The organism is Kitasatospora sp. NPDC002040 (genome assembly GCF_040296785.1).
Lineage (GTDB): Bacteria > Actinomycetota > Actinomycetes > Streptomycetales > Streptomycetaceae > Kitasatospora.
Window position 1 is genome coordinate 33,903 of record NZ_JBEOXV010000018.1, and the last position, 23,643, is coordinate 57,545.

Sequence of the window (23,643 nt, forward strand, 5' to 3'; positions counted from 1 at the left end):
GACTCCGTGGATCTTGTCGCCGCCCAGCCTAGGCCCTGCGGGCGGAGTGGGGACGGACCCGGCCGGGTCCGGGTCAGTCGGTGTCCTCCTGCTCCTGCCGGGGCAGGCCGAGCGCTGCGGCCAGGCCCTCGGGGCCGGTGCCGATCTTGCGGTGGACGGCGGCCAACCTGCGGTGCACCAGGCTCAGTTGGACGTTGAGCTGGTCGGCGATCCGCTGCGGCGGCACGCCCCGGGCGGCCAACTCGGCCACCATCCGCTCGTGCTGGCTGAGCGACTCCTTGCTGAGCGTGCGCAGCCGGTTCGGCCGCAGGCCGGACCTGGCCAGTTCGCGCCTGGCCTGGGCGACCAGGCCGTCGGCGCCGCAGTTCTGCGCCAGCTCGATGCCCTGGTAGAAGTACTCGGCCGCGTCGGTGAGCCGACCCGTCCTGGCCAGGGCGCTGCCCAGGTCGACCAGCGAGCAGGCGAGCTCGTAGCTGACCGGGGACTGGGTGAGCAGGTTGACCGACTCCTCCAGCCGGTCCACCGCGAGCTGTCCGTCCGAGACCGCCGCCTGGATCCGCAGCGCGGTGCCGCGCGCCGAGGCGGTGCCGAACTTGTCCGCCCACTCCACCGCCCGGCCCGCCATCTCCCGGGCCTCGTCCGGCCGGTCGGGCAGCAGCGCGAGCGCCAGCTGGCCGGCCCAGGGTGCCCAGACCGGGTTGAACCAGCCGCGCTTGGTCAGCTGGGCGCCCACCGAGCGGAACACCTCGACCGCGCCGACCCGGTCGCCCTTGGCCAGCAGCAGCTTGCCGTAGAGCGTGGGCGCGTCCGGCAGCACCATCGCGGTCGGGTGGTACGGCGGTGCGAAGCGGTACTTCTGCGCCAGCTCCCACGCCTCCTGCACCCGGCCGCGGGCCAGCAGGGTGTCGCACAGCACGCCGACCACGTCCCACTGGAGCGGCAGGTCGGGCGCGATCCGCTCGGAGAGCCGCAGGCCGCGGCGGAGGAAGTCCTCGGCCTCGGCGAGCAGCCCGCGCCGGAACCGGACCAGGCCCATCAGGAAGTAGGAGAAGCCCCGGTGCGCACCGCTCCAGCCGGCCACCTCGAACTCGGTGATCGCCTCGGCGAACAGCTTCTCCGCGCTGTTCAGCTGGTCGGTGTAGGTGTACGTCAGGCCGATGATCGCGGGCAGCTCGAAGCCCCAGGTGGTGTTCCGCCAGCCCAGGCCGTCCGGGAGCCGCCCCGCGTCGGTGGCCTGCTCGACGAAGCCGAGCGCCCGGCCCGCGGGCTCGCCACGGAGCGTCAGGTCCCAGGCCCGCAGGGTGTAGACGGCCCGCTCGGGGGTGTGCTGGCCGCTGATCCGGCTGTCCAGTGCGGCCAGCCGGCGGGAGCGCTCCGGACCGTCGGCCTCGTCCCGCTGCCAGGCGATCCACATGAAGTGCAGCGCCTCCAGCCGCAGCCGGTCGGAGCCGGGCGCCGTCCGCTCGGCCTCGATCCGGCAGACCTCGGCCGCCTCGACCAGTTCGCCGGAGTGCGCCAGCACCTCGGAGAGGCGGAAGGTGGCGTCCACCCGCTTCTCCGGGCTGAGCCCCGGCTCCAGCGCGAGGGCCTGCTTGAGCTGGTGCACGGTGGCCAGCGGGTCGGTGAGCAGCGCGGCGCTGCCCGCCTCGAACAGCACCTCGGCCCGGACGTCCTCGTCCGGCGGCTCGTACAGGGCGCGCTGCAGACAGCGCAGGGCGGCCTCCGGGGCGCCGATCGCCAGGTGCTCGGTGGCGGCCTGGCGGAGCTTGGCCACCATCAGGTCGTCGCCCTCGGGGTGGGTCTCCAGCAGGTGGCGGGAGGCGTCCAGCAGCGAGCCGCCGGAGTTCTCGATCGCGGTCGCCGCGATGCCGTGCATCCCGGTCCGGGTGCTGGGCGGCATGGTCTGGTAGATCGAGGTGCCGATCACCGGGTGGACGAAGTCGAGCCGCCCGTTCGGCCCGGTGGTGAGCACGTGGTGGCGGCGCAGCTGACGGACCGACTCCTCGGCCTCGGCCGGGCTCTGCGCACAGATCGCGGCGGCCAGGTTCTGCTTGATGTCGGTGCCCAGCAGCGCGCAGGCCCAGGCGAACCGGATCACCCGGGCGCCGAGCTTCTCCAGCCAGTAGTCCATCGTCATGCCCTTGGCGGCGGCCGCCAGGTCGTGCAGCTGCTGGACGTTCTCCTCGAACGGCTCCAGCTGCTGCTCCCGGACCTCGCGCAGCAGCACGGCCACGTCGTACGGGTTGCCCCGGGTGACCGCCCAGACCTGACGGCAGAACAGGTCCTCCGCCTCGGCGCCGAGCTCGGCCCGGACCAGGTCGGTGACCGAGGCCGGGTTCAGCGGGCGGAGCACGTGCCGGCGGGTGGCCTGGCCCTCGATCTGCTGCTGGAGGCCCCGGCCCTCCTCCTCGAACTCGTTGCGGTGGGCGAAGACCAGCAGCACCGGCAGGTGCCTGGCCCGGACCGCGAACGAGGCCAGCCAGGTCAGCGACTCCTGGTCGGCCCAGTGCAGGTCGTCCACCATCATCACCAACGGCGCACGGCGCGGCGCCAGTTGGGTGAGCACGTAGTCCAGGCCGTCCCGGACGCCCTGCGGGTCGAGCTGCTCCACCTCGCCGGACGGCGGCACCAGGCCGATCGCCGGGCCGACGATGCCGTACCAACCGCCGAAGACCTCGCTGCGCTCGGCCTCGCTCAGGCCGCCGAGCACCGGCAGCAGCAGTTGCTTGAGGACGTGGAACGGCTCCTTGATCTGCCGCTCGCCGCCTCGGCCGGAGAGCACCGTGCAGCTCTTCCTGAGCTTGGCCAGCCGCCGGACGTGGTCCATCACCGCGGTCTTGCCGACACCGGCGGGCGAGGCGTAGACGAGCAGTTCGCCGATCTCGGTGCCACCGGCGTCGAAGTCCTGGCAGAGCCGGTCCAGTGCCTGTTCCGCGGTGCGCAGCTCCTCGTCCCGCTCGTGCAGGTGCCCGTTCCTCGCCCCGCCCTGCTGATCGACCACTGCCCAGCCTCCGCTTCGCACCCGTCCCATGCACCTGTTGCGAGACTAGTACCGTGGCCGCCCCCGTGGCGCGCGTTCGCGCAGGCTGGAGTGCCCGTTCAGGGTTCGGTCCCGTTGCCGGGGGCAAATCCCTTGGTACCCCTAACGTCTGATGATCAGATCAGATACTCTTCGCCCCGAACGGGGCGCCGTCGATCTTCAGAACGTATACGGCGCAAAGGCTTCCTACAGAGCCGTGGAGAGCGCCAAGAGCACGCACAGAACCGAGCGCCTGGAGTCCCATGTCCGACGACAGCTCACTTGAGCTTCCGTTCCCGCACCGCCGCAACCCGCACCAGTCGCACGCCGCCCAGCACCACCAGGAGTGGCTCCACCGGCACCGTGAACTCGCCGCCTCCACCGGCGACTTGGCATATGCCCGATGGGAGGTTCCCGAGCTCGCCGCACTCACCTACCCGGAGAGCTCCCCCGAGGACCTGGACCTGGCCGCCGACCTGATGGGCTTCTACTTCCTGTTCGACGACCAGTTCGACGACGCACTGGGACGCCAGCCGGAACGGGTGGCGGCCATCTGCGAACGCCTCACCGCCATCATCCACAGCACCCGCCCGCTCGGCAGCACCCCCGCCGAGCGCGCCTTCGCCGACCTCTGGCGGCGCAGCCTGCAGGGGATGTCCGCCCGTTGGCGGGCCCGGGCCGCCTACAACTGGGAGTGGTACTTCGCCTGCCATCCCGCCGAGGCCGCCGGCCGGATATCCACCCGGCCGCCGGACCGGGAAGGCTACCTGATGCTCCGTCGGGGCACCGCCGCCATGGAGACCATCTTCGACATGGTCGAACGGCTCGGCCGGTTCGAAGTCCCGCAGGCCGTCCTGCACCATCCGATACTCCGCCAACTGCGCCAACTGGCAGCCGACATACCCTCGCTCTCCAACGACGTCCGCTCCCACGCCCAGGAGCTCGCCCGGGGCGATGTCGCCAACCTGGTGATGATCGTCCAGCGTGAACGCGGCTGCCCCACCGACGAAGCCGCCTCCGTGGTGATGGCGGAAGCCCAGCTCATGGTGGACCGATTCGCCGAGTTGATGACCCAACTCCCCGAGGTCTACAGCCTACTGGGTCTGACGGCGGAGGAACGCCACTCGGCGCACAGATACGCCGACGGGTTGGCCGCCTGGACCGCCGGCTACCTCCGCTGGGAGGCCAGGACCGGTCGCTACGTGGCCGGTTGAGCCCGGCGCGGAGGCACCGTGGCGGGCGGGCCGCCACCGGGCTAGGGTTCCGCACGGGTCACTACTCCGCGTGTCCGAGCGGTGACCCTCGCACGTGTCGGTTCCCACCCACGGGCCGCCACCCTCCGGCCCGGGGTGCTCCTTCCAGCAGCGAGGAGAGACACCGCCCATGACGGTCTACCAGCCCCCCGGCCACCCCGACAGCATCGTCGACCTGCACGCCCGCTACCAGCACTGGATCGGCGGGCAGTGGGCACCCCCGCTCCGCGGCCAGTACTTCGACAACCCCACCCCGATCACCGGCCGGACCTTCTGCGAGGTCGCCCGGGGGACCGCCGAGGACATCGAGGCGGCGCTCGACGCCGCCCACGCCGCCGCCCCCGCCTGGGGCCGCACCTCCCCCGCCGACCGGGCCCTGGTCCTGCTCAGGATCGCCGACCGGATCGAAGCCAACCTCGAATCCCTTGCCGTGGCCGAGAGTTGGGACAACGGAAAGCCCGTCCGCGAGACGCTGGCCGCCGACCTTCCGCTCGCGGTCGACCATCTGCGCTACTTCGCCGGAGCGCTGCGCGCCCAGGAGGGCGGGCTCTCGCAGCTCGACGAGGACACCGTCGCCTACCACTTCCACGAGCCGCTGGGCGTGGTCGGACAGATCATCCCGTGGAACTTCCCGCTCCTGATGGCCGTCTGGAAGCTGGCCCCCGCGCTCGCGGCCGGCAACGCGGTGGTGCTCAAGCCCGCCGAGCAGACGCCGGTCTCGGTGCTGCTGCTGATGGAACTCGTCGCCGACCTGCTGCCGGCCGGGGTGGTCAACGTGGTGACCGGCTTCGGCGAGGAGGCGGGCAAGCCGCTCGCCTCGTCCAGCCGGGTCCGAAAGATCGCCTTCACCGGCGAGACCTCCACCGGCCGCCTGATCATGCAGTACGCCTCCGCCAACCTGATCCCGGTCTCGCTGGAGCTCGGCGGCAAGAGCCCCAACCTGTTCTTCGCCGATGTGGCGGCCGATCAGGACGCCTTCTACGACAAGGCCCTGGAGGGATTCGCGCTCTTCGCGCTGAACCAGGGCGAGGTCTGCACCTGCCCCAGCCGGGCCCTGATCCAGTCGAGCATCTACGACCGCTTCCTGGGCGACGGGCTGGACCGGGTCCGCGCCATGCGGCAGGGCGACCCGCTCGACACCGAGACCCAGGTCGGCGCCCAGGCCAGCGCCGAGCAGCTCACCAAGATCCTCTCCTACCTGGAGATCGGCCAGGCCGAGGGCGCCAAACTCCTGACCGGTGGTGAGCGGGCCGACCTGGGCGGCGAGTTGGCGGGCGGCTTCTACGTCACGCCGACCGTCTTCGAGGGCGACAACCGGATGCGGATCTTCCAGGAGGAGATCTTCGGCCCGGTCCTCGCCGTCACCCGCTTCGACGACTTCGCCGACGGGGTGGCCCTCGCCAACGACACCGCCTACGGGCTCGGCGCCGGAGTCTGGAGCCGCGACGGCTCCACCGCCTACCGGGCCGGCCGGGAGATCCAGGCCGGCCGGGTCTGGACCAACTGCTTCCACCTCTACCCCGCCCACGCGGCCTTCGGCGGCTACAAGAACTCCGGCATCGGCCGGGAGACCCACAAGATGCTCCTGGAGCACTACCAGCAGACCAAGAACCTCCTGGTCAGCTACTCCCCGCAGGCCCTCGGCTTCTTCTAGAGCCTTGGCCGGCTACTCGGGCAGCGCCAGCCACTCCTCCCAGCTGAGGTCGATGCCCGGGTAGCGCGGCTGCGCGAACGGCCAGCGGGAGGCGATCCACTTCGGCACGAAGGCGTCCAGCGCGGCCCCCACCGGGGTGCCGACCAGGTTGTCGACCACCCACCAGGAGATGTCGGCGTCCGCGCCGGGCCGCTCCGGCGGGTCGATGTAGACGCAGCCGTACAGCGCCCCCTCCGCCGTGTCCAGGAAGGCGTAGTTGAAGGACTGGTGGGCCTCGGCCTCGCGCTCGTGCCGGGCCAGGTCCACGCGGTCCTGCTCGACCGTCATGGTGGCCGGGGGCCAGCTCCAGGGCAGGCCGTACAGGGACCAGAGCCGCTCGCGCGAGCCCATCACGGCCGGGTAGTCGATCTCGGTGTCGTCGGCCCTGATCGGCCGCAGGTGGTAGCCGTCCAGGACCGGCTCGTGGACGGGGTGCTCGAAGTCTTCGGGAAGCCAGCTCATGCCGGGCAGGCTAACCACTCCGCCCCCGGGTGCCCACCGGTTTTCGGTCCGGCCGCGGCAGGCGGCGGCACGCCACGGACGGACCAAGGTCACCCGGCCCACCGGCGGCGGAGTGTTCATTGGGGTCAACAACACCCCTCCCCTGGAGAACAGATGACCATCCCGATCGACAAGCTCTCCGACCCGGCCGTCCGCACCCTGCTGACCGCCCTGAACGCCAACGACCGGGCCGCCTTCCAGGCCGCGCTCACCCCGGACGCCACCATGTCCGACGACGGCTCCGACCGCGACCTGGACCAGTGGACCGAGCGGGAGATCTTCTCCTCGCACGGCCGCATCGAGGTGCAGTCCGAGAAGGACGGCGGGCGCGCGGTGATCGCCGACTACCGCAACGACACCTGGGGCGAGATGCGCACCGCGTGGCGGTTCACGGTCGCGGACGGCAAGGTCAGCCGGATCGAGACCGGCCAGGCCTGACGGCCCGCGCGAGCCGTCCGGCCGCCGGTGCCGCCTCCGCCGTTCGGGTGGCTTCGGTGCGCCGGGCGGCGCGGGCTCGGTCCGGGGCGGCGCGCACCGCGCAGACTCCGGGGGTGACCAAGACTTCAGGCGGTTCGTCAACTCCCGGGAGCGACAAGCGCAGCGAGATCGCGGGCATCCCCACCCGCTTCATCGCTATCGGCGCGATCGTGGTGCTCGCGGTCTGGTTCCTGTTCGCCAACCTGGACAAGGTGAAGATCCAGTTCTGGGTGTTCACCGTCACCGCGCCGCTCTGGATCGCCCTGCTGGCGACCCTGCTGGCGGGCGCGGCGCTGGGCTGGCTGCTCAAGGGGCGACGGAGCAGGTGACCGCCCCGGCCGCCTTCACCCCGCTGATCGAACTGAGCGGGGTCAACAAGCACTTCGGACAGCTCCACGTGCTCCGCGACATCGACCTCACGGTCGGCCGGGGCGAGGTGGTGGTGGTGATCGGCCCGTCCGGGTCCGGCAAGTCCACCCTCTGCCGGGCGATCAACCGGCTGGAGCGGATCGAGACCGGCCGGATCACCATCGACGGCGTGCCGCTGCCCGAGGAGGGCAAGGGACTGGCCCAACTGCGGGCCGAGGTCGGGATGGTGTTCCAGTCCTTCAACCTGTTCGCGCACAAGACCGTGCTGCAGAACGTGGTGCTGGCCCAGCTGAAGGTCCGCAAGCGCGGCAAGGCCGAGGCGGAGGCGAAGGCGCACGCGCTGCTGGAGCGGGTCGGCCTGGAGACCCAGGCGGCCAAGTACCCGGCCCAGCTCTCCGGCGGCCAGCAGCAGCGGGTGGCGATCGCCCGGGCGCTGGCGATGGACCCGAAGGCGCTGCTCTTCGACGAGCCCACCTCGGCGCTCGACCCCGAGATGATCAACGAGGTGCTGGACGTGATGCGCGGCCTCGCCCAGGAGGGGATGACCATGGTGGTGGTCACCCACGAGATGGGCTTCGCCCGCTCGGCGGCCAACCGGGTGGTGTTCATGGCGGACGGTCAGATCCTGGAGGACCGGGTCCCGGAGGAGTTCTTCGACCACCCGCGGACCGACCGGGCCAAGGACTTCCTGTCCAAGATCCTGAAGCACTGAGGGGCCGGTCGATGAAGCGACTCCTCACGGCGGCCGTGCTGCTCGGGCTGCTCACCGCCTGCGGCAAGGAGGGCACCCCGCCGCCCAAGGGCCCGCAGCCGAGCGCACTGCCCAGCTACCAGGTCCGCAGCGGTGACGCGGTCACCGGCTCCGCCACCCTGGACGCCGCCCGCGGCCGGGGCAAACTCGTGGTCGGGGCCAAGGAGGACCAGCCCTACCTCGGGGCCAAGGACCCGGCCAGCGGCGTCTACTCCGGCTTCGACATCGAGATCGCCAAGATGGTCGCCGCCGACCTCGGCTTCCGCCCGGACCAGATCGACTTCCGGACCATCGCCTCGGCCAACCGTGAGACCGCGCTGCAGAACGGCCAGGTCGACTACTACGTCGGCACCTACACCATCAACGACAACCGCAAGAAGCTGGTCGGCTTCGCGGGCCCGTACTTCATCGCCGGCCAGAGCCTGCTGGTCCGCCGGGACGAGGAGGACATCAAGGGCCCCGAGGACCTGTCCGGCAAGCGGGTCTGCTCGGCGGCCGGGTCCACCCCGTACCAGCGGATCGTGAAGGACTACCCCAAGGCCAGGCCGGTCGCCTTCGACACCTACTCGGCCTGCGTGGACAACCTGATCGGCGTCCAGGTCGACGCCGTCACCACCGACAACACCATCCTGCTCGGCTACGCCGCGAAGGCGCCGGACGAGCTCAAGCTGGTCGGCCCGCTGTTCTCCAAGGAGCCGTACGGCATCGGGGTGCCCCGGAGCGACAACGCGCTGCGGTCGGCGGTGAACGACGCGCTCCAGCGCCACGAGCAGAACGGCGACTGGAAGCGGGCCTACGACGCCACCCTCGGCCTGTCCGGCGTGCCCGCGCCGGAGCCGCCGCCGATCGACCGGTACTGAGGAGGGCCGCATGAACGTCCTGACCGACAACTGGTCGACCTACTGGGAGGGGTTCCTCGGCACCCTCGAACTGTTCGCGGTGAGCGCCGTGCTGGCGCTGGTGCTGGGCGTGCTGATCGCGGGCTTCCGGGTCTCGCCGGTGCGGCCGCTGCGGATCTTCGGCACCGCCTGGGTGACGCTGCTCCGCAACACCCCGCTCACGCTGCTGTTCTTCATCGTGGTGCTGGGGCTGCCGCGGTTCGACATCACGCTGCCGTTCTTCACCTTCGCCGTGCTGGCGCTGGGCTGCTACACCTCCGCCTTCGTCTGCGAGGTGATGCGCTCCGGTGTGGGCACCGTGCCGGTCGGGCAGGGCGAGGCGGCGCGCAGCCTGGGGATGACGTTCGGTCAGACCATGGGCATGGTGGTGCTGCCGCAGGCGTACCGGGCCGTGGTGGCGCCGCTGGGGAGCGTGCTGATCGCGCTGGCGAAGAACACCGCGATCGCCGGCGCCTTCAGCGTGACCGAACTGCTGGGCACCTACCGGACCATCAACGAGCTCGGCTACGGCATCGTCTGGACCTTCGTCTGGATCGCGGTCGGGTACCTGATCATCACCCTGGCCATCAGCGCCGTCTTCAACGTGCTGGAACGACGAGTGGCGGTGTCCCGATGACCTCGGCGCTGTACGACATCCCGGGCCCCAAGGCGCTCGCCCGCCACCGCCTCTACGGCGGGATCGCGCTGCTGGTGATCCTGGCCGGGATCGGCTGGGTGGTGTACATGCTGTTCGACACCGACCAGTTCACCGCCGAGAAGTGGCGGCCGTTCGAGTACAAGGGCATCCAGCGGCTGCTGCTGGACGGGCTGGGCAACACGCTCAAGGCGTTCGCCCTGACGGCGCTGTTCGCGCTGCCGTTCGGCGCGCTGTTCGCGGCCGGGCGGCTCTCCGACCACCGGGTGGTGCGCTGGCTCTCCACCCTGGTGGTGGAGTTCTTCCGGGCCATGCCGCTGCTGGTGATGATCTTCTTCATCTACGTCGCGATGGACATCGAACCGCTCTGGGCCCTGGTGGCCGGACTGACGCTCTACAACGGCTCGGTGCTGGCCGAGGTGTTCCGCGCGGGCGTGCTGGCGGTGCCCAGGGGGCAGCGCGAGGCGGCCTTCGCGCTCGGCCTGCGCAAGACCCAGGTGATGGCGTACGTCCTGGTGCCGCAGGCCAACCGGGCCATGCTGCCGAGCATCATCAGCCAGCTGGTGGTGGCGCTCAAGGACACCTCGCTCGGCTTCCTGATCACCTACGAGGAGTTCCTGCACGCCGGCAAGCTGATCGCCACCAACCTGGACTACGACCTGCCGTTCATCCCGGTGGTGCTGGTGATCGCGCCGGTCTACATCGGCCTGTGCCTGCTGCTGTCCTGGCTGGCCCGCTGGGTCGAGCAGCGCGGCCGCCGCAGTCCGAAGGTCAAGGGCGGGGCACCGATCGCCAAGGCGGGGGTGGCGATGGGGCTGCCGCCGGTCGTCCGCGAACCGGGCCGGGACCGATAGAACCTGACGCAGGATCACCGGCGCGCCCCCAAATTCTGCTTATCATTCAGGGGTGTTCGACTCCCGGCACATCAGGACCTTCCACGAGGTGGTCGCCACCGGTTCGTACTCGGCGGCCGCCCGTGCGCTGGGGTACACCCAGCCCGCGATCACCCAGCAGATGAAGGCGCTCGAACGCGACGTCGGCGTCCCGCTGTTCACCCGGGCCGGCCGCGGCCTGCGGCTGACCGAGGCCGGTGAGGCGCTGGCCCGGCACGCCGAGGTGATCCTGGCCGGGATGCACGCGGCCCAGCAGCAGCTCGGCGCGCTGGCCAGGCTGCGGGCCGGCCGGGTCCGGGTCTGCGCCTTCCCCAGCGCCAACGCCACCCTGATCCCGCAGGCCATGGCCCGGCTGCTGGCCGAGCACCCCGGCATCCGGGTCGAGCTGCTGGAGGCCGAGCCGCCCGAGTCGGTGCATCGGCTGCTGCGCGGCGAGTGCGACATCGCGCTGGCCTTCGACTACCCGGGGGCCGAGGCCGAGCCGGCGCCCGAGCTGGAGCGGACCCACCTGATGGAGGACCAGCTCACCGTGCTGCTCCCGGTCGGCCACCCGCTGGCCCGGCGGCACGCCGTCCGGCTGGCCGACCTGGCGGAGGAGCGCTGGATCGCCGGCTGCCCGCGCTGCCGGGCCAACCTGCTGCACGTCTGCGCCGGCCAGGGCTTCACCCCCGACGTGGTCTTCACCACCGACGACAACCTCGCCGTGCAGAGCCTGGTGGCGGCCGGGGTCGGCATCGCCCTGATGCCCGCCCTGGTGCTCTCCTTCATGTGCCACCGCAAGGTCACCGGCCGGCTCGCCGAACCGCACGTGCGGCGGACGGTCTCGGCGTACGTGCTGCGCGAGCACCTGCGGGTGCCCGCCACCGCCCTGGTGCTGAACGAGCTCAAGGCGGCGGCTGCCGCCCGGGTCGGCTGCTGACCGCAGGCCACCGACCCATAAGCAGGAGCTGACAGATCCTCAACAAACGGTCGTTGGACGCTCTCCGGGAGCGGGCCGCACGCTCCAGGCATGACGACTTCCGCCACTCTGCGTCCGGCCGCGAACACCGACCGGATGCGCGGGCTGATCGAGGAGCTGCGCCGGGTGTCCGGCCGGGGCCTGGCGCCCGAGCACTCGGCGCGGCTGGCCGCCGACTGTCTGGCACCGCACCTGGGCCGCCCCGGGCTGCTCACCCCGGACCAGCAGGTCGGCGACCCGGACCGGTACCGCCAGCACCTCGTGCACGCCGAGCCGGACGGCAGCCTCTCGCTGGTCGCCCTGGTCTGGCTGCCCGGCCAGCGCACCGAGATCCACGACCACGTCTCCTGGTGCGCCACCGGCGTGCACCAGGGGCAGGAGAGCGAGCGCCGCTACCGGCTGGTGCCGGACGGGCCCACCGCCCGGCTGGTCGCCACCGAGGACGTGGTCAACCGCCAGGGCACGGTCTGCGGCTTCGCCCCGCCCGGCGACATCCACCGGGTGCACAACAGCGGCACCGGCGCCGCGATCTCGCTGCACGTGTACGGCGCCGACCTGGCCCGGCTCGGCAGCAGCATCCGCCGGGTCTACCGACTGCCCGCCGACGGGGGCTGACCGGTGGCCCTCACCCTGCGCACGGTACCGCTCGCCACCACCCCGGCCGCCGTCCGCCGCAACGGCCCCGGCCTGGCGCTGGCCGCCGCCGGGGTGGCCCTGGCCTGGGGCGTGCACCGGGTGCTGCCCGCCGTCCCGCTGCTCACCGCCGCCGTGCTGCTGGGCCTGGCCGCGGCCCAACTGCCGCTGCTGCGACCGCTGGTGGCCGGGCCCGCGAAGGCCGGACTGGCCCTGGCCGCCCGGCGGCTGATGCGGGCCGGCATCGTCCTGCTCGGCCTCAAGCTCGGCCTCGGCGACGTGCTCGGGCTCGGCTGGGCCACCGTCACCATGGTGCTCGCGGTGGTCGCGGCCACCTTCTGCGGCACCCTCTGGCTGGGCCGCCGGCTCGGACTGCCGGGCGACCAGCCGCTGCTGATCGCCACCGGGTACTCGATCTGCGGGGCCTCGGCCATCGGCGCGGTCGGCCAGGCCAGTGGCAGCGACGAGGAGGACATCGCCACCTCGGCCGCCCTGGTCACCCTCTGCGGCACCCTGGCGATCGCCGTCCTCCCGCTGCTGCAGGGGCCGTTGGGCCTCGACCCGGCGGACTTCGGCCGCTGGGTCGGGGCCGGGGTGCACGACGTCGGGCAGGTGGTGGCCACCGCGCAGACCGCCGGGCCGGTCGCGCTCCGGGAGGCGGTGCTGGTCAAGCTGATCCGGGTGGCCCTGCTGGCGCCGCTGGTGGCCGGGGTCGGGGTGGCGGTCGCCCGCCGTCCCGGCCGCGCCGCCGGCACGGCCCGGCCGCCGCTGCTGCCGCTGTTCGTGCTCGGCTTCCTCGCCATGGTGGCGCTGAACAGCACCGGCGCCGTCCCGGCCGCCGCCCTCGCGCTGGCCGGTCACGCCCATGAACTCCTGCTGGCGGCGGCCCTGTTCGCGCTCGGCAGCGCCGTCCGGCTGTCCGCGCTGGCCCGTACCGGCGGCCGGGTCGCGCTGCTCGGCCTGGCCTCCTGGGTGCTGATCGCCGGTGCGGCCTACGGCGGCGTGCTGCTGAGCCGCTGACGGGCTGACGGCCCGTCCGGCTGGGTTAGAGTCTGATCGCGTACGACCCCGCCGACCGGACCGAAGGACCCAGTGATGACCGTGCTCCCCGACCGGGACGGATTCGACGCCCCCGTCATGCTCGACCGGCGCGAAGGCCCCTACGGCGAGGTGGCGCTGCGCCGCCGCGGTGCGCACTACGAGATCATCGCCAACGGCTGCTTCCTGATGGACACCGCCGACGGCCGGTCCGAACGGCTGCTGGTGCAGGCCGCGTTGGACCAGCTGGCGGTCGAGCGCCCGTCGGTGCTGATCGGCGGCCTCGGGGTCGGCTTCTCGCTCGCGTACGCGGCGGCCGAGCCGCGCTGGGCCCGGATCACGGTGGCCGAGCGGGAGGACGCGATCATCGACTGGCACCGGACCGGGCCGCTGGCCGCCTTCTCCGAGCACGCCCTGGACGACCCCAGGGTGACCGTGCTGCACGGTGACCTGGTGGCCCACCTGGCGGCGGACGGCGAGCGGTTCGACGCGCTCTGCCTCGACATCGACAACGGCCCGGACTGGACCGTCACCGAGGACAACTCGGGCCTCTACGGCCCGGCCGGGCTGGCCGCCGCCCAGCGCCGGCTCAACCCCGGCGGGGTGCTGGCGGTGTGGAGCGCACAGCCGTCCGCAGGCTTCGAGGAAGCACTGCGGACGGCCGGGTTCAGCGAGGTGCGCACCGAGGAGATCCCGGTGGTGCGCGGCGTGCCCGATGTGGTCCACCTGGCCCGCCGCGCCGGCTGAGGCTACTTCAGACCGCTGTCCACCGCGGTCATCAGCTCACCGTTGGTGGTGTCGCCGTCGAGCGACCAGAGCATCGCGCCCGCCAGGCCCTGGGCCTTGATCCAGGCGGTCTTGCGGGCGATCTCGATCGGGTCGTCGTAGGTGTAGAGGACGGTGCCGTTGTAGATGTAGGCGTGGCCCGCCACCGGGTCGCGGTAGATGGTGTAACCACCGCTCGCGGCCATGGTCTTGAGCTTGTGGTAGTCCTCGTACCCGTTCTCGTAGGTGCCCGGGGCCGGGCCGGTCGCGGACTGGAACAGACCGTTGGTGGTGCCGCGCGGCACCCCGGTCCAGCCGCGGCCGTAGAACGGGATGCCCAGGGTCAGCTTGCTCTTCGGGGCGCCCGCCGCCAGATAGGCGTTGATGGCGATCTCGGAGCTGAACTGGCGGTCCGGGGTGCTCGGGTCACCGGCGGCCAGCTTGATCGCGGACTGCTGGTTGGTCTGGTTCTCCCAGGCCCCGTGGTAGTCGTAGCCCTGGATGGTGGCGAAGTCGAAGGCGCCGAACAGGCCGGGCACGTCGATGCCGAGGTTGATCTTGGCCGGGTCGGCCGGGAGGAAGGCGCTCAGGGTGTACTTCTTGCCGGTGGTGACGGTGAGCGCGTCCAGCTGGCGGCGGAACTCCTGGGCCAGCAGGGTGTAGTTGGCCTTGTCCTGCGGGCGGATGATGTTGCCGAGGTGACCCTCGGAGTTCGGCCACTCCCAGTCCAGGTCGATGCCCTCGAAGATGCCCGCGGCCGAGCCCGCGCCACCGCGGCCGTCGATCACCGGCAGGTTGCCCTTGATGTACATGTCGATGCAGGAGCTGACCAGCGCCTTGCGCGAGGCGTCGGTGAGCGAGGCGTCGGAGAACCACTTGCTGTAGGACCAGCCGCCGAGCGAGATCTGCATCTTGAGGTTCGGGTACTTCGCCTTGAGCTGCTTCAGCTGGTTGAAGTTGCCGGCCAGCTTCTGGTCCCAGGTGTCCGTGGTGCCGGCCACCGAGCTGCCCGCGTCGAAGCCCTTGCCGAAGTCCGCCCAGGCGTCACCGGCACCATCGCCGGCGTTCGGGTCGGAGTCGTTCCCGGCCGCCTTGTTGGTGATGAAGCACTGCTTGCTGGACGGGTTGATGTTGGCGAAGGCGTAGTTCAGGTGGGTCAGCTTCGCCGCCGTGCCCGAGGTGTCCATCTGCTTCACGCTGTAGCCGCGCGAGTAGATGCTCCACTGGGTGAAGTAGGCGATCTTCAGAGCGTTGGGGTTGACCACCTCCTTGGTGGTCCTGGTGGTCACCGGGTCGGAGGCCGGCGAGGTGTTGCCCGCCGCGTCGCGCGCCTTCACCGTGAAGGTGTAGTTCGTCTCCGGGGTCAGCCCGGAGACCACCGCGCTGGTGCCCGTGGTCACCGAGGTGGCCAGGGTGGAGCCGTTGTAGACGTCGTAGGCGGTCACCTTGACGTTGTCGGTGCTGGCACCCCAACTCAGGGCCACCGAACGGGAGTCCGGGATCGCCGTCGGGGTCCCCGGCTTGGTCGGCGCCTGGGTGTCCGGGACCGGCGGCGGCACCACGACCTGGACCGGGCCGGCCGCGGCCGAGCGGTTGCCGGCGGCGTCGAAGGCCACCACGGTGATGTTGTAGGTACCGGCCGCCAGGCCGGTGAGCGCGGCCCCGGGGGTGGGCACCGTGGCCAGCTTGGTGCTGCCGTTGAACACGTCGTACCCGGTCACCCCGACGTTGTCGGTGCTCGCGGTCCAGGACGCGGTGATCGAGCCGTCGCCCGGTACGGCCGTCAGGTTGCCCGGCACGCTCGGCGCGACCTGGTCGCCGCCGCCCGCGCACGGGTTGCCGTTCAACTTGCAGTTGAGCAGTGCGGCGTAGGCCCCCGAGTAGGCGATGTTGAAGCCGAGGTTGTACGACGCCCCGGGCGCCAGGGAACCGGCCCAGCTCGGGTTCTTGACCGTGACGTGCGAGGCCGCGGTGGTGTAGGTGGCGTTCCAGAGCGAGGCCACCGTGTTGTTCGCGGGCAGGTCGAACTCGAGCGTCCAGCCGTTCATGGCCGTGGTCTCGTTGTTCTTGATGGTGTAGCTGCCCTCGTAACCGGAGCCCCAGTCACTGCCCTTGGCGAAGGTGGCGGTGGAGGCGGCGGCCTGGGCGATGCTGGCGGGCAAGGCGACCGCGATCAGCGGGGCGATCAGCGCTCCTGCCGCGAGCAGGGGCAGGCTGAACCGACGTCTGCGCATGGATGAGCTCCTGTCCAGGGAGCGCCCGACCGTCCGGCCGGTGTGCCCCCTACCTGTGGGGAGGTGGCGGTGCCAGGTGCAAAGGTGCTGCGCGCTCCGGCTGTTGAGGTGCTGGGGGCAGCGCGGAGCGGGGCCGCCGGGCCGTCGGGTTGCCGCGGAGATCCTGTGACATGGGAGCGTAGGGACGTCGCCGGGTACTGGCAATAGGTCTGGACCAGACGGGCCGTGGACCTGACAGCAATGCGTCAGGTCCACGGCCCGTGGTTTATCCGCGAGTTGGGCTGACCCCGGGTCAGCCGAACGGGTTGTACGCAGGCGGCTCGGGTGCGGCGGCGGGCGCGGGGGCCGCCACGGGTGCCGGGGCCGGAGCGCCGAACGGGTTGAAGTCCGGCGGCGGCACCTTCACCATCTGACCCTTGCGCGGCGTGAAGTCGCCGCCCGGAGCAGCGGCGTCGGCGGCCGGGGCGGCAGCCGGGGCCGGGGCGGGTGCGGGGGCGCCGAAGGGGTTGAAGTCGGCCGGCGGCACCTTCACCATCTGGCCCTTGCGCGGCGTGAAGCCGTCGGCGGCCGCGGGTGCCGGAGCGGCGACCGGACGCGGCGCGGGAGCGGCGACCGGAGCCGGGGCAACCGGCTGAGCGGACGTCACCGTGCCGAACGGGTCGACCACCTGGGCGGTGGTCACGGTGCCGAAGGGATCGGCGACGGCCGGCGCCGCGGCAGTCGGCTGCGGAGTCGGCGCGGGTGCGGGCGCGGCGGCGGGTGCCGGGGCGGCAGCGGCGAAGGGGTTGAAGTCGGCCGGCGGCACCTTCACCATCTGACCCTTGCGCGGCGTGAACTCGCCCGCCGGAGCGGCGGCCTGCGCCGGGACCTCGGCGGGCCGGGGCGGCGCGAAGGGGTTGAAGTCCGCCGGGGGCACCCGGACCGGGGTGCCCTTGGGGGCCTCCGGCGCGGCCGCCGCGACCGCGACCGGCACGGGAGCGGCGGGGGGCGCCTGCGGGGCCGGCACCGTGGGCGGGGCCGACGGCATCGGGGGGACGACGACGGGCGGCTGGACGGCGGCCTGCGGGGCGGGGGCCGGCTCGTAGGCCGGGGCGGGCTCGTAGGCCGGGGCGGGCTCGTACGCGACCGGCGCAGGTGCCTGGGCCTGGGCGACGGGCTGCTGGGCCGGGAGCTGCGGCAGCGCGGCCCGGGTGCCGTCCCAGCCGAGCTGGATGCTCGCCAGCACCTCGGCGAAGGTCTCCGCGTACAGCTCCCAGTCGTCCGCCTGCGCGGTGCCGAGCTGGACGGTGAGCACCGAGACGCCGTCCGGCAGCGGCAGGAAGGCCTGCAGCACCGAGCTGACGGTGTTGTCCGCGATGTCCGGCTCGTCGACCGGCTGCCCGACCGGCAGCAGCGGCTGCGGCACCGGGGCGATCCGGCTCTCCACCAGCACCGCGGTCGGACCGGCCGGGATCAGCACCGTCCAGACCTCGGCCTGGGGGCGCTCGTCGGCCAACTCGGCGGACAGCTCGGAGATCTGACGCGGGTACGAGGCCAGCGAGACCACCAGCGAGGCCCGGCTCGGCCGGCCGTCCACCCGGAGCGCGGCGATCCCGGCGAAGACCACGCCGGCCGCCTCCGCGGACTGCGCCAGCAGACCGGTCAGCACCGACCAGTCCTGCCGCCGGGGGGCGCGGGCGCCCGAGTACAACTCCTCGGCCACCTCGGCGAGATGGGCCGCGCGGGCCGGGCGGTCGCCCCGGACGGCCAGCGGGTGGAACACCGACGGCACCACCAGCCGGACCTCCACCCCCGCCCCGGTGGCCAGCTCCTCCGGTGCGGCGACCGGCCGCTCGGCGGCGAACCGGGCCACGGCGGCCGGGAACTCCGGCCGCATCCAGGCCTCGGCCGAGTCGGGAGCGACGGGCAGCGTGAAGCGCTCCGCCGACACCGCGTCGGCGGTCAGCCCGAACACGTCCTGCGCCCCGTAGCGGGCGAACAGTTCGGCGGTGGGGGCCTCGACGGCGGCAGCGGTCCGCACCGTGCTGCCCTCGACCACGGTGCCGAGCCCGCGGACCGTCAGCAGACCGGGCCCGGTGGGGCTGAGCCGGAGCCCGAACAGGGCTTCGGCGGAGGGGTGCGCGGCACGGTTGAAGGCCGTCAGCGAGCTCGCCGGGTAGAACGTGGCCTCGGCTCCCAACAGGGAGTCGGCCAGTACGTCGATCGTGGCGCCGATCCGTTCCGCGCCCGCGAAGCCGTCCTGTGTCATGCCGCTGAGCCCCCTCGCTCCCAGATGGATGATTCCGTCCACTTTCTATCAGAACCCGGCGTCAGGGTCCTGCCCCGGTCTCCCCCTCGGCCAGCGTCCCGACCGCCTCGGCCAGGCCGGGAACGGCCAGCAGACCGGCGAGTTGGCGGATCAGCAGACCGGTCGGACCCTCGGCGCTCTCCGCCGCCAGGAAGCCGGCCAGGTCCACCGCGAGCGCGGGCTCCCGGGCCGCGCAGACGGCCAGCGCCGCGACGAACTCCTGCACCAGCTGGAGCCGGAGCTCCTCCAGCGGGACCTCGGGGGTGGCCAGCCAGTCCAGCGAGGTGATCTCGGCGTTGGCGATCCAGGCCCGTACCGTCCGCCGCAGCCCGGGGCTCGGCTCGCCCACCGCCAGGTGCCGCAGGATCTGCGCGGCGGCGGCCCGCCGCACCTCGTCGATCACCGCGTTGCCGGCCGGGCCTGCCGTCACCGAGCCGCCCCGCAGCAGCGCCGCGAAACCGGGGCCGTGGCTGCGGACGAAGTCCAGGTAACGCCCCATCACCCGCAGCAGCCGCTCCGAGAGCGGCCCCTCGTGCGGCTCCTCGAACCGCCCGGCCAGCTCCTGTCCGGCCCGCCGCAGCGCCTCCTCGTAGATCGCCTGCTTGCCGGGGAAGTAGTGGTACACCAGCGGCCGCGAGGCACCGGCCGCCGCCGCGATGTCGTCGATCGACACGTCCTCGGGCGCGGCCCGGCTGAACAGGTCGAGCGCCACCGCGATCAGCTGCTCCCGGCGCTCGTCCACGCTGAGCCTGCGCCGCGGCGTGCGCTCGGGCCGGTCCGCCACCGGCGGCGTACGGGAAACCATGGCGCCACCCTAGTTGTTCGGGCCGGGCCGCGGGAGGCGGTCCGGGTGCCGGTCGCCGGGGAACCCTCGCCCCCAGGACACCTTGTGTCCTATAGTCAACATCGTGTCCACGGGCCGCCCGGGAAGCCACCCGACCGCGCCCCGACCCGGCACGCCACCACCCGTCACACCTGCGGAAGGAGACCGCCATGGCCGAGACCCTCGGCACTGCCAAGAGCGACCTGGTCGCCCTGGCCCACCGGCGGATGCAGAGCGCCATCCCCGACAACGACTGGACGGTGCGTCAGAAGCTGGCCCTCACCTGCCGGATCCTGTTCGACGCCGGCCACGACTCCGGCCTGGCCGGGCAGATCACCGCCCGGGCCGAGCAGCCCGGCACCTACTGGACCCAGCGCCTCGGCCTGGGCTTCGACGAGATCACCGAGTCCAACCTGCTCCTGGTGGACGAGGACCTGAACGTGCTCCGGGGCGAGGGGATGGCGAACCCGGCCAACCGCTTCCACAGCTGGATCTACCGGGCCCGGCCCGACGTGAACTGCATCATCCACACCCACCCGCTGCACATCTCCGCCCTGTCGATGCTGGAGACCCCGCTGGTGGTCTCGCACATGGACCTCTGCCCGCTCTACGACGACTGCGCCTTCCTGGAGAAGTGGCCCGGCATCCCGGTCGGCAACGAGGAGGGCGAGCTGATCGCCGGCGCCCTCGGCGACAAGCGGGCCATCCTGCTCGCCCACCACGGGCAGCTGGTGGCGGGCGGCACCGTCGAGGAGGCCTGCACGCTCGCGGTGCTGTTCGAGCGGGCCGCCCGGCTCCAGCTGCTCGCCTCGGCGGCCGGGAAGATCCAGCAGATCCCCGAGCTGCTGGCCCGGGAGGCCCACGACTGGATCTCCACCCCCAAGCGGGGCCAGGCCTCGTTCGCCTACTACGCCCGCCGCGCGCTCCGGGCCGGGCACGGCGACGCGCTGAGCTCCGAGGGTGGTGCCTGAGATGGCGGCTCCGACCCTGGAAGGCGTCATCGCCTACCCCGTGACCCCGTTCTCCCCCGCCGACGGCCAGGTCGACACCGAGCGGCTGGCCGAGCTGGTGGACCGTCTGATCACGGCCGGCTGCCACGCGGTGGCCCCGCTCGGCTCGACCGGCGAGAGCGCCTACCTGGACGACCACGAGTGGTTCGCCGCCGCCGAAACCGCCGTGGGCGCCGCAGCCGGCCGGGTGCCCACCGTGGTCGGCATCGCCGACCTCACCACCCGCAACGCGATCCGCCGGGCCCGGTTCGCCGAACGCACCGGCGCGAGCGCGGTGATGGTGCTGCCATTGTCGTACTGGAAGCTCGACGAGCGGGAGCTGGTCCGGCACTTCACCGAGATCGCCGGTGCGGTGGGCGTCCCGGTGATGGTCTACAACAACCCGGCCACCAGCGGCGTCGACCTCTCCCCCGAACTGCTGGTCGCCCTGGCGGAGCGGGTGGAGAACATCACCATGGTCAAGGAGAGCAGCGGGGACGTGCAGCGGATGCACCGGATCGCCCAGCTCTCCGGCGGGGAGCTGCCGTTCTACAACGGCAGCAACACCCTGGCGCTGGAGGCCTTCGCGGCCGGGGCCAGCGGCTGGTGCACGGCCGCGGCCAGCCTGATCCCCGAGCTGGTGCTGGAGCTCTACCGGGCCGTCCGGCTGGGCGAGTTGGACACCGCCAGGGAGGTGTTCTACCGACAGCTGCCGGTGCTCCAGTTCCTGATGCGGGGCGGGCTGCCGACCACGGTGAAGGCCGGGCTGGCACTGCGCGGCCTCGACGTCGGCGCGCCGCGCCGGCCGCTGCTGCCGCTGGACGGCGTCCGGACCGAGGAGTTGGCCGGGCTGCTGGCCGCCGCCGCGCGCTGACGGCCGGACGCCCCGGTACCGCTGCCCTGACCGTCCGCTGTCGGACCGTCGGGGCAGCGGACGGTCAGGGCAGCGACGGCACCCGGTCGGCGGGCCCGGCCGGGTCGTCGTGGATCACCACCAGGATCATCGCCGGGCTCTCCCCCGTGCTCCGGCAGCGGTGCGGCAGCGCGGAGTTGAAGTAGACGCTGTCGCCGGTGCCGAGCGCGACCGTCCGCTCGGGGAACTCCAGCTCGGCGCTGCCCGCGTGGACGAAGAGGAACTCCTCGCCCGCGTGCGACTTGAACGGCGAGTCGGCCGGATCCAGCGGCGGGTACATCACGAACGGCACCATCTGCTTGCCGCTCAGGCCGGTCGCGATGCCCTCGTAGTGCGGGGCACCGGGGCCCGTCCCGCCCGCGATCGGGGTCCGCCCGTCCGCCCGGACCACGGTGACCAGCTCGGGCTCGACCTCGTCCGAGAAGAGCCGGCCGACATCGACCTGCAGCGCGTGCGCCAGCTTGAGCGCGGTCGAGATGGACGGGTCGCTGATCCCGCGCTCGACCTTGGAGAGGTAGCTCTTGGTCACCCCGACCTGGGCGGCCAGCGCGTCCAGGCTGAGGCGGTTCTGCTTCCTCAGCACCCTCAGTCGGCTGCTCATGCGGCACCTCTCGCCCCGGAACGTTCGGCCCAGTATCCCACCGGCATCCCACCGGCCCCGCGGGCAGCGGCCGGTCCGGGCTACCAGAGCTCCGGCGTCCCCCGGTACTCCTGGTACTTCCGGTACGCCTGGAGGCCGTCGGGCACGAACTCCCACTCCGTCAGGCGCTGGGCCAGCTCGGCCTCGGTGAGCCAGCCGTGCCAGTCGACCTCCTCCACCTGCGGGCTGACCGGGCCGTCCCAGCGGGCCTCGTAGGTGTCGCACCACCAGGAGAGCCCGTTCTCCTCGAACAGGAACTTGAACAGCGGCACCGGCACGATGCCGCTGACCCCCATCTCCTCCTCGGCCTCGCGGACCGCCGCATCGGCGTAGCTCTCCCCGGCGCCGACCACGCCGCCGACGAAGCAGTCGTAGGTGCCGGGCGCGTAGAGCTTCTCGGCGGACCTGCGGTGGGTGAAGATCCGGCCCTCGGCGTCGCGGACCAGGATGAAGACGCAACGGTGCGTCAGGCCGAGCCGGTAGACCTCGCCGCGCGGGGCGGTGCCGATCACCCGGTCCTGGTCGTCCACCACGTCCAGTACTTCGTCAGCAGGGTTCGTCATGGGGGCACGCTACCGACTCGGCGGCCCCGGGGCGGTCCGACTATCGTTCGGTTCCGGGATCCGGATGAGCGGAAGGCGGCACGCGGTGGTGGAGATCTGGGGCGAGGCGGCACCGGGATTCGAACCCGTCCGGGAGGCGTTCGCGCGCAACTTCCGCGACCACGGCGAGCTCGGCGGCGCCTTCGCGCTCTACCTGGACGGCCGCAAGGTGGTCGACCTCTGGGGCGGTGACGCCCGGCCCGAGGTGGGCGGGCGGCCCGATCCGGCGGTGTCCTGGACCGCCGACACCGCGCAGGTGCTCCGCTCGGTCACCAAGGGCCTGACCGCCGCCGCCTCGCTGCACCTGGCCGACCGGGGCCGGCTCGACCTGGACGCACCGGTCGCCTCGTACTGGCCCGGGTTCAAGGCGGCCGGCAAGGACCGCGTCCCGGTCCGCTGGCTGCTCTCGCACCAGGCCGGGCTGCCCGCGCTGGACGTGCCGCTGCGGGTGGAGGACGTGATCGCCTGGGAGCCCGCCGTCGACGCGGTGGCCGCCCAGGCCCCGTTCTGGGAGCCGGGCCGGGCGCACGGCTACCACCCCTACACCTTCGGCTGGCTGGTCGGCGAGGTGGTCCGGCGGGCCTCCGGGCGCAGCGTCGGCCGGTACTTCGCCGAGGAGATCGCCCGGCCGCTCGGCCTCGACCTGTGGATCGGCCTGCCCGCCGGCGCGGCGCCCCGGGTCGGCCGGCTGGTCGACCTGCCCGCCCCCGAGGCCGCCCTGGCCGGCCCGAACGGCCTGCGGCTGCGGCCCCGGCAGTCGGTGGTGGACGCCTACCAGGACCCCTCCTCCCTGACGGCCCGTTCGTTCGCCTCGGTCCGGCCCAGGGTCGACCTGAACGACCCGGCGGTGCAGGCCGCCGAGATCCCCGGCGCGGGCGGGATCGGCACCGCCCGCTCGGTGGCCCGGTTCTACGCGGCCCTGATCGGTGCGGCCGACCGGCACGGCGGGGCGCCCGGCGAACTGCTCCCCGCCGTCCTCAGCCCGAGTCTGCTGGCCGAGGCGATGGGCCCCGCGGTCAAGGGCCCCGACCGGGTGCTGATCGTCAACACCTCGTTCGGCCTCGGCTTCTTCCGGCACGGCCCGAGCTCCCCGATGGCCTCCCCCGCCTCCTTCGGCCACCCGGGCCGCGGCGGCTCCCTCGGCTTCGCCGACCCCGACCTCGGCATCGGCTTCGGCTACGTCACCAACGGCATGCAGCCCGGCGTCACCGGCGACATCCGCTCCCGCACCCTGATCGCCGCCGTCCGCCGCTGCCTCGGACTCTGAGCGCC

The 23,643-nt window shown here is 72.6% G+C and carries 22 protein-coding genes; 15 read left to right on the forward strand and 7 right to left on the reverse strand.

Features of this window, described 5'->3' with window-relative positions; all coding sequences use genetic code 11:
• Nucleotides 1-73: 73 nt before the first annotated feature.
• Nucleotides 74-3,001: an ATP-binding protein gene (locus tag ABT118_RS27970; RefSeq protein WP_350674856.1), complete on the reverse strand. Its 2,928-nt coding sequence runs from the start codon at nt 2,999-3,001 to the stop codon at nt 74-76.
• Between the two features lie 281 nt (nt 3,002-3,282).
• Between ABT118_RS27970 and ABT118_RS27975 the strand changes: the two genes are divergently transcribed.
• The gene (locus ABT118_RS27975; RefSeq protein ID WP_350674857.1) at nt 3,283-4,233 is read left to right on the forward strand and encodes a terpene synthase family protein; all 951 of its coding nucleotides are present in this window, start codon (nt 3,283-3,285) and stop codon (nt 4,231-4,233) included.
• A gap of 169 nt (nt 4,234-4,402) precedes the next feature.
• Nucleotides 4,403-5,926, forward strand: a complete 1,524-nt coding sequence (exaC, locus tag ABT118_RS27980) for an acetaldehyde dehydrogenase ExaC (protein WP_350674859.1) — start codon at nt 4,403-4,405, stop codon at nt 5,924-5,926.
• 12 nt (nt 5,927-5,938) lie between these two features.
• Here exaC and ABT118_RS27985 read toward each other — a convergent pair whose 3' ends face one another.
• Nucleotides 5,939-6,427 carry a GNAT family N-acetyltransferase gene (locus ABT118_RS27985; RefSeq protein ID WP_350674861.1) on the reverse strand — a complete coding sequence of 163 codons (489 nt, stop codon included), beginning with the start codon at nt 6,425-6,427 and terminating at the stop codon, nt 5,939-5,941.
• A gap of 153 nt (nt 6,428-6,580) precedes the next feature.
• Here ABT118_RS27985 and ABT118_RS27990 point away from each other — a divergent pair, with 153 nt between their 5' ends.
• The 10 genes from ABT118_RS27990 to ABT118_RS28035 all read left to right on the forward strand — a co-directional run bounded on the left by ABT118_RS27990 (nt 6,581) and on the right by ABT118_RS28035 (nt 13,865).
• On the forward strand, nt 6,581-6,904 hold the full coding sequence (locus tag ABT118_RS27990) for a nuclear transport factor 2-like protein (protein WP_350674862.1): 324 nt from the start codon (nt 6,581-6,583) through the stop codon (nt 6,902-6,904).
• A gap of 113 nt (nt 6,905-7,017) precedes the next feature.
• The gene (locus ABT118_RS27995) at nt 7,018-7,272 is read left to right on the forward strand and encodes a lipopolysaccharide assembly protein LapA domain-containing protein (RefSeq protein WP_350674864.1); all 255 of its coding nucleotides are present in this window, start codon (nt 7,018-7,020) and stop codon (nt 7,270-7,272) included.
• 23 nt (nt 7,273-7,295) lie between these two features.
• Nucleotides 7,296-8,024: an amino acid ABC transporter ATP-binding protein gene (locus ABT118_RS28000; RefSeq protein WP_350674972.1), complete on the forward strand. Its 729-nt coding sequence runs from the start codon at nt 7,296-7,298 to the stop codon at nt 8,022-8,024.
• Nucleotides 8,025-8,035: 11 nt separating this feature from the next.
• Nucleotides 8,036-8,923: a glutamate ABC transporter substrate-binding protein gene (locus ABT118_RS28005; RefSeq protein ID WP_350674866.1), complete on the forward strand. Its 888-nt coding sequence runs from the start codon at nt 8,036-8,038 to the stop codon at nt 8,921-8,923.
• A gap of 10 nt (nt 8,924-8,933) precedes the next feature.
• The gene (locus ABT118_RS28010) at nt 8,934-9,578 is read left to right on the forward strand and encodes an amino acid ABC transporter permease (RefSeq protein WP_350674867.1); all 645 of its coding nucleotides are present in this window, start codon (nt 8,934-8,936) and stop codon (nt 9,576-9,578) included.
• Complete coding sequence (locus ABT118_RS28015) at nt 9,575-10,450, forward strand: amino acid ABC transporter permease (protein WP_350674869.1); 876 nt, start codon at nt 9,575-9,577, stop codon at nt 10,448-10,450. The genes ABT118_RS28010 and ABT118_RS28015 overlap by 4 nt, the downstream gene beginning before the upstream one ends.
• 52 nt (nt 10,451-10,502) lie before the next feature.
• Nucleotides 10,503-11,408: a LysR family transcriptional regulator gene (locus ABT118_RS28020; protein WP_350674872.1), complete on the forward strand. Its 906-nt coding sequence runs from the start codon at nt 10,503-10,505 to the stop codon at nt 11,406-11,408.
• A 90-nt stretch (nt 11,409-11,498) separates the two neighbouring features.
• Complete coding sequence (locus ABT118_RS28025) at nt 11,499-12,062, forward strand: cysteine dioxygenase family protein (RefSeq protein ID WP_350674874.1); 564 nt, start codon at nt 11,499-11,501, stop codon at nt 12,060-12,062.
• A 3-nt stretch (nt 12,063-12,065) separates the two neighbouring features.
• A complete protein-coding gene (locus ABT118_RS28030; protein WP_502884701.1) occupies nt 12,066-13,100 on the forward strand; it encodes a YeiH family protein in 1,035 nt (344 codons plus the stop codon).
• Between the two features lie 75 nt (nt 13,101-13,175).
• The gene (locus ABT118_RS28035; RefSeq protein ID WP_350674876.1) at nt 13,176-13,865 is read left to right on the forward strand and encodes a spermidine synthase family protein; all 690 of its coding nucleotides are present in this window, start codon (nt 13,176-13,178) and stop codon (nt 13,863-13,865) included.
• A 2-nt stretch (nt 13,866-13,867) separates the two neighbouring features.
• Here the strand turns inward: ABT118_RS28035 and ABT118_RS28040 are convergent, their stop codons facing one another.
• The 3 genes from ABT118_RS28040 to ABT118_RS28050 form a co-directional block, all read right to left on the reverse strand.
• Complete coding sequence (locus ABT118_RS28040; protein ID WP_350674878.1) at nt 13,868-16,117, reverse strand: glycosyl hydrolase family 18 protein; 2,250 nt, start codon at nt 16,115-16,117, stop codon at nt 13,868-13,870.
• Between the two features lie 292 nt (nt 16,118-16,409).
• Nucleotides 16,410-18,365, reverse strand: coding sequence for a hypothetical protein (locus ABT118_RS28045; RefSeq protein ID WP_350674879.1), 1,956 nt, complete (start codon nt 18,363-18,365; stop codon nt 16,410-16,412).
• 61 nt (nt 18,366-18,426) lie between these two features.
• On the reverse strand, nt 18,427-19,209 hold the full coding sequence (locus ABT118_RS28050; RefSeq protein WP_350674881.1) for a TetR/AcrR family transcriptional regulator: 783 nt from the start codon (nt 19,207-19,209) through the stop codon (nt 18,427-18,429).
• A 188-nt stretch (nt 19,210-19,397) separates the two neighbouring features.
• Here ABT118_RS28050 and ABT118_RS28055 point away from each other — a divergent pair, with 188 nt between their 5' ends.
• Nucleotides 19,398-20,198, forward strand: a complete 801-nt coding sequence (locus tag ABT118_RS28055) for an aldolase (RefSeq protein ID WP_350674883.1) — start codon at nt 19,398-19,400, stop codon at nt 20,196-20,198.
• 1 nt (nt 20,199) lies between these two features.
• Nucleotides 20,200-21,090 carry a dihydrodipicolinate synthase family protein gene (locus tag ABT118_RS28060; RefSeq protein ID WP_350674884.1) on the forward strand — a complete coding sequence of 297 codons (891 nt, stop codon included), beginning with the start codon at nt 20,200-20,202 and terminating at the stop codon, nt 21,088-21,090.
• Between the two features lie 64 nt (nt 21,091-21,154).
• Here the strand turns inward: ABT118_RS28060 and ABT118_RS28065 are convergent, their stop codons facing one another.
• Both ABT118_RS28065 and ABT118_RS28070 read right to left on the reverse strand, forming a co-directional pair.
• Nucleotides 21,155-21,730, reverse strand: a complete 576-nt coding sequence (locus tag ABT118_RS28065) for a helix-turn-helix domain-containing protein (RefSeq protein WP_350674886.1) — start codon at nt 21,728-21,730, stop codon at nt 21,155-21,157.
• Between the two features lie 80 nt (nt 21,731-21,810).
• Nucleotides 21,811-22,332 (reverse strand): NUDIX hydrolase, encoded by a 522-nt coding sequence (locus ABT118_RS28070; RefSeq protein WP_350674888.1) that lies wholly within the window; start codon nt 22,330-22,332, stop codon nt 21,811-21,813.
• 64 nt (nt 22,333-22,396) lie between these two features.
• On the opposite strand from ABT118_RS28070, the gene ABT118_RS28075 reads away from it, so the two are divergent.
• A complete protein-coding gene (locus ABT118_RS28075; protein WP_350674889.1) occupies nt 22,397-23,638 on the forward strand; it encodes a serine hydrolase domain-containing protein in 1,242 nt (413 codons plus the stop codon).
• Nucleotides 23,639-23,643: the final 5 nt, after the last annotated feature.

Coding starts and splice junctions, on each gene's coding strand:
- ABT118_RS27975 (WP_350674857.1), top strand. CDS start 3,283: ATGTCCGACGACAGCTCACTTGAGCTTCCGTTCCCGCACCGCCGCAAC.
- exaC (WP_350674859.1), top strand. CDS start 4,403: ATGACGGTCTACCAGCCCCCCGGCCACCCCGACAGCATCGTCGACCTG.
- ABT118_RS27985 (WP_350674861.1), bottom strand. CDS start 6,427: ATGAGCTGGCTTCCCGAAGACTTCGAGCACCCCGTCCACGAGCCGGTC.
- ABT118_RS27990 (WP_350674862.1), top strand. CDS start 6,581: ATGACCATCCCGATCGACAAGCTCTCCGACCCGGCCGTCCGCACCCTG.
- ABT118_RS28005 (WP_350674866.1), top strand. CDS start 8,036: ATGAAGCGACTCCTCACGGCGGCCGTGCTGCTCGGGCTGCTCACCGCC.
- ABT118_RS28010 (WP_350674867.1), top strand. CDS start 8,934: ATGAACGTCCTGACCGACAACTGGTCGACCTACTGGGAGGGGTTCCTC.
- ABT118_RS28015 (WP_350674869.1), top strand. CDS start 9,575: ATGACCTCGGCGCTGTACGACATCCCGGGCCCCAAGGCGCTCGCCCGC.
- ABT118_RS28025 (WP_350674874.1), top strand. CDS start 11,499: ATGACGACTTCCGCCACTCTGCGTCCGGCCGCGAACACCGACCGGATG.
- ABT118_RS28035 (WP_350674876.1), top strand. CDS start 13,176: ATGACCGTGCTCCCCGACCGGGACGGATTCGACGCCCCCGTCATGCTC.
- ABT118_RS28040 (WP_350674878.1), bottom strand. CDS start 16,117: ATGCGCAGACGTCGGTTCAGCCTGCCCCTGCTCGCGGCAGGAGCGCTG.
- ABT118_RS28045 (WP_350674879.1), bottom strand. CDS start 18,365: ATGACACAGGACGGCTTCGCGGGCGCGGAACGGATCGGCGCCACGATC.
- ABT118_RS28050 (WP_350674881.1), bottom strand. CDS start 19,209: ATGGTTTCCCGTACGCCGCCGGTGGCGGACCGGCCCGAGCGCACGCCG.
- ABT118_RS28055 (WP_350674883.1), top strand. CDS start 19,398: ATGGCCGAGACCCTCGGCACTGCCAAGAGCGACCTGGTCGCCCTGGCC.
- ABT118_RS28060 (WP_350674884.1), top strand. CDS start 20,200: ATGGCGGCTCCGACCCTGGAAGGCGTCATCGCCTACCCCGTGACCCCG.
- ABT118_RS28065 (WP_350674886.1), bottom strand. CDS start 21,730: ATGAGCAGCCGACTGAGGGTGCTGAGGAAGCAGAACCGCCTCAGCCTG.
- ABT118_RS28070 (WP_350674888.1), bottom strand. CDS start 22,332: ATGACGAACCCTGCTGACGAAGTACTGGACGTGGTGGACGACCAGGAC.
- ABT118_RS28075 (WP_350674889.1), top strand. CDS start 22,397: ATGAGCGGAAGGCGGCACGCGGTGGTGGAGATCTGGGGCGAGGCGGCA.